General features: G+C 69.5%; 4 protein-coding genes. 1 reads left to right on the forward strand and 3 read right to left on the reverse strand.

Annotated features, from left to right (window positions below; genetic code table 11):
* Window positions 1-38: 38 nt before the first annotated feature.
* The 3 genes from LI92_RS20190 to LI92_RS20200 form a co-directional block, all read right to left on the reverse strand.
* A complete protein-coding gene (locus LI92_RS20190; protein ID WP_502691485.1) occupies window positions 39-896 on the reverse strand; it encodes a glycine betaine ABC transporter substrate-binding protein in 858 nt (285 codons plus the stop codon).
* Window positions 897-903: 7 nt separating this feature from the next.
* Window positions 904-2,082: an NAD(P)-dependent malic enzyme gene (locus tag LI92_RS20195; RefSeq protein WP_046322048.1), complete on the reverse strand. Its 1,179-nt coding sequence runs from the start codon at window positions 2,080-2,082 to the stop codon at window positions 904-906.
* A 96-nt stretch (window positions 2,083-2,178) separates the two neighbouring features.
* Window positions 2,179-3,168, reverse strand: a complete 990-nt coding sequence (locus LI92_RS20200; RefSeq protein WP_046322049.1) for a malate dehydrogenase — start codon at window positions 3,166-3,168, stop codon at window positions 2,179-2,181.
* Window positions 3,169-3,338: 170 nt separating this feature from the next.
* Between LI92_RS20200 and LI92_RS20205 the strand changes: the two genes are divergently transcribed.
* A partial coding sequence (locus LI92_RS20205) for a CorA family divalent cation transporter (protein ID WP_046322050.1) occupies window positions 3,339-3,990 on the forward strand: 652 nt, incomplete at its 3' end.

Genomic DNA, 3,990 nt, shown 5'->3' on the forward strand with positions numbered 1-3,990 from the left:
CCCGCCAGCCGCGTACCTAACCTCTCAGGTCAGTACAACTAGCGCCCCAGCGGGTGCTCGTCGAGGAATGCGTCCACCACCGCCTGCGGATCGGCTCCCTCGGCCACCCGGCGACGCATCTCGATCAGCGCCTCGGTGTCGAGCACTCCGGCCACCTGGTTGACCGCCAGCAGCTGGACCTCGTTCAGCTCGTTGCGGCGATACAGCGGCACCACGTTCTCCGCGCGTACCAGCGCGGGCCGGCCGTCGGTGAGCCGCACCACGTCCTCCGGTACGCCCGGGTCGGCGGTAGTGGCCCACGCCGCCGTGATCTGGCGAGCGCGCAGCGCGGCGAACAACGCTGTGTCATTGGGGAATTCACGAGCCTTGGGCAGCGCGCAGCGCCCCACGGCGGTAGGTGCCGGCGCGCCTGCAACCCGGCCCACGGCCAGCCCGGCGCAGTGCCGCACGAGCGCGCTCAGGTCGGATTCGCCCCAGGCCAGGGCCGTCGCCTCGGTCACGGCCAGCGTCGGCTTGTCCTCGGCGCTCATCGCATAGTCGCCGACCGCGAGTCCCTCCGGCAGCGCCCCGGCCAACGCCCAGTAGACCGCCCGATCGGAGCGTGCCACAGCGTCGGGGGCGAAGATCGCCAGGAACCGGCCGGTGAAACCGGGCACCACGGTCAGCTCCCCGGAATCCAGTCCCGGAACCGGGTCTGCGACCGCCTCGATGCGCACTGCGGCGCCGGTGCTGCGCAGCGCGCTGGCATACAGGTGGGCCAGCACCTGCGCCTGCGGATCCGGAGACATGCCCACGGTCAGCGGCGACGGGCCCGGGTGAACGCCACAACCGGCGATCAGCACCGCCGCCCATCCCAGCGCCCAGCGGCGCAGGTGCTGTCCGAGCGGCCTGCGCACCGCGAACTCAGGAGGCGGTGTCGGCGGCCGCCGCGACAGCGGCCGCAACGGCCGGCTCGACCCGGGGATCCAGCGGGCTGGGCACGATACGGTCCGGGGCCAGCTCGTCGGCGACAACCGAGAAAATCGCTTCTGCGGCAGCCAACTTCATCGCCTCGGTGATCCGGCGCGCACCGGCGTCCAGCGCACCACGGAACACACCGGGGAAGGCCAGCACATTGTTGATCTGGTTGGGGAAGTCGCTGCGTCCGGTCGCCACCACCGCCGCGTGCTTGGCGGCCAGGTCGGGGTGGATCTCCGGGTCGGGATTGGACAGGGCGAACACCACGCCGCCCGGTGCCATCGACGCGATCAGCTCCTCGGGCACCACGCCTCCGGACGCTCCGAGGAAGACGTCGGCGCCGGCCAGCGCCTGCGCGAGACCGCCGGTGACGCCCCGCGGGTTGGTCCGCTGCGCCAGCTCGAGCTTGACCTCGTTCATGCCCGAGCGCTCCGGGTGCAGCACGCCCTGCGAGTCCAGCACGATCATGTCCGTTACGCCCCGCGAGAGCAGGATGTTCGCGCAGGCCACCCCCGCGGCACCGGCACCGGAGACCACCACCCGCAGCGAGGAGATCTCGCGGTCGACCACCTTGGCCGCCCCCAGCAGGGCCGCCAAGGCCACGATCGCGGTGCCGTGCTGGTCGTCGTGCATCACCGGGCAGTCCAGCGCCTCGATCACGCGGCGTTCGATCTCGAAGCAGCGCGGAGCGGAGATGTCCTCCAGATTGACCGCCCCGAACGACGGACGCAGCCGCACCAGGGTTTCGACGATCTCGTCGGGGTCCTTGGTGTCCAACACGATCGGGATGGAGTCCAGGCCGGCGAACGTCTTGAACAACGCCGCCTTGCCCTCCATCACCGGCAGCGCCGCCGACGGTCCGAGGTCCCCCAGCCCGAGCACCGAGGTGCCGTCGCTCACCACCGCCACCAGCCGGTGCGCCCAGGTGTACCGAGCCGCCAGGGTGTGGTCGGCGGCGATGGCCCGGCTCACCTGCGCCACGCCGGGGGTGTAGGCGATCGACAGCGCACGCTGGCTGTCCAGCGGCGACTTGAGTTCGACGGAGATCTTTCCACCCGTGTGGGCTTCGAAGATCTCTTCGTCTCCGATCACGATCGGCGAGCTGTTCATCAGGTTCTCAGGCATCGATAGTCCAGGGTACTGCGCTGCATTTGCGTTCTTTCTATCGGCCGCGGCAGCCGATGCACCGCAGTTCCAACACCACCGACCGAGCTAATGCCCTCAGATCAGGCCGAGCGAGGTAACCGCTTCGCGCTCGTCGGCGAGTTCAGCGGTCGAGGCGTCGATACGGCTGCGGGAGAAGTCGTCGATGTCCAGGCCCTGCACGATGCTCCAGTCGCCGCCGGAGGTGGTGACCGGGAACGAGGAGATCAGGCCCTCGGGCACACCGTAGGAGCCGTCGGAGACCACCGCCATCGACACCCAGTCACCGTCCGGGGTGCCCAGCAGCCAGTCCCGGGCGGCGTCGACGGTGGCCGATGCCGCCGAGGCGGCCGACGACGCACCGCGCGCGTCGATGATCGCCGCACCGCGCTTGGCGACGGTGGGAATGAAGTCGTTCTCGATCCAGTCCTGGTCGCCGACCACCTCGGCGGCGTTACGCCCGCCGACCTCGGCGTGGAAGATGTCGGGGTACTGGCTCGCCGAGTGGTTACCCCAGATCGTCATCTTCTTGACGTCGGTGACCTTGGCGCCGGTCTTGGCGGCCAACTGCGAGATCGCCCGGTTGTGGTCCAGACGGGTCAGCGCCGAGAAGCGCTCCTTGGGGATGTCGGGCGCGTTGGTCATCGCGATCAGCGCGTTGGTGTTGGCCGGGTTGCCCGTGACCCCGACCCGGATGTCGGAGGCCGCAACCGCGTTGAGTGCCTTGCCCTGCGCGGTGAAGATGGCGCCGTTGGCCTCCAGCAGGTCGCTGCGCTCCATGCCCGGTCCACGCGGGCGGGCGCCGACCAGCAGCGCCAGATTGGCACCGTCGAAGATCTTGTTCGCGTCCGAGCCGATCTGCACACCCGACAGCAGCGGGAACGCACAGTCGTCGAGCTCCATGACGACGCCCTCAAGCGCCTTGAGCGCCGGCTCGATCTCCAGCAGGCGCAGTTCGATCGGCCGGTCGGGGCCCAGCAGCGAGCCGCTGGCCAGGCGGAAAAGCAGGCTGTATCCGATCTGGCCGGCGGCGCCGGTGACGGCGACCTTGAGTGGGGTTGTGCTCACGTCAAGCGCTCCTCGAACGTTCGGCTGGTCTGGCGTTGGTCCGGGTCGAAACTAGCGCACCGGCGCCGTCACCGAAACTTCGGGACCCCGCCGATGAAGCCCGCTCACCGCGCAGATCGACGCCGGACGCGTAGCATTTGACCGGCACCTGCGCCGGAGGGAGAGCCGCCATGACGGCGTTGCACGACCGGGCACCTCGAGTGCTGGTGGACTGCGGTGTTTACGCCGACGGCAAGCGCATCCCGGGCCGGTTCACCCCCGCGGGCGCCCGGGCCAAGGTGCGCGAGATCGAGGCCGACGGGCGCGAAGCGTTCGTGTGGGTCGGTCTGCACGAGCCGGGCCAGGCCCAGATGCAGGGCGTGGCCGCGACCTTCGAACTGCACCCGCTGTCGGTCGAGGACGCCGTTCAGGCACACCAGCGGCCGAAGCTGGAGCGCTACGACGACAGCCTGTTCCTGGCGCTCAAGACCGTCAACTACGTCGCCCACGAATCGGCGGTGGTGCCCCGGGAGATCGTCGAGACGGGCGAGATCATGATGTTTGTCGGCAGGAACTTCGTGGTCACCGTCCGACACGGCGAACACAGCAGCCTGACCGACGTGCGCAGGCGCATGGAAGCCGATCCCGAGCAGATGCGACTGGGGCCGTTTGCGGTTATGCACGCCATCGCCGACTACGTGGTGGACCGCTATGTCGAGGTGACCGCCCGCATGGAGAACGACATCGACCTGATCGAGGAGGCCGCGTTCGCACCCGGCACCCGGACCGATGTCGAACCGATCTACCAGATCAAACGCGAAGTGGTCGAACTGCGGCGGGCGG

The sequence above is a fragment of the Mycobacterium sp. UM_Kg1 genome (assembly GCF_000972925.1).
In the GTDB taxonomy this organism is placed as follows: Bacteria; Actinomycetota; Actinomycetes; order Mycobacteriales; family Mycobacteriaceae; genus Mycobacterium; species Mycobacterium hiberniae.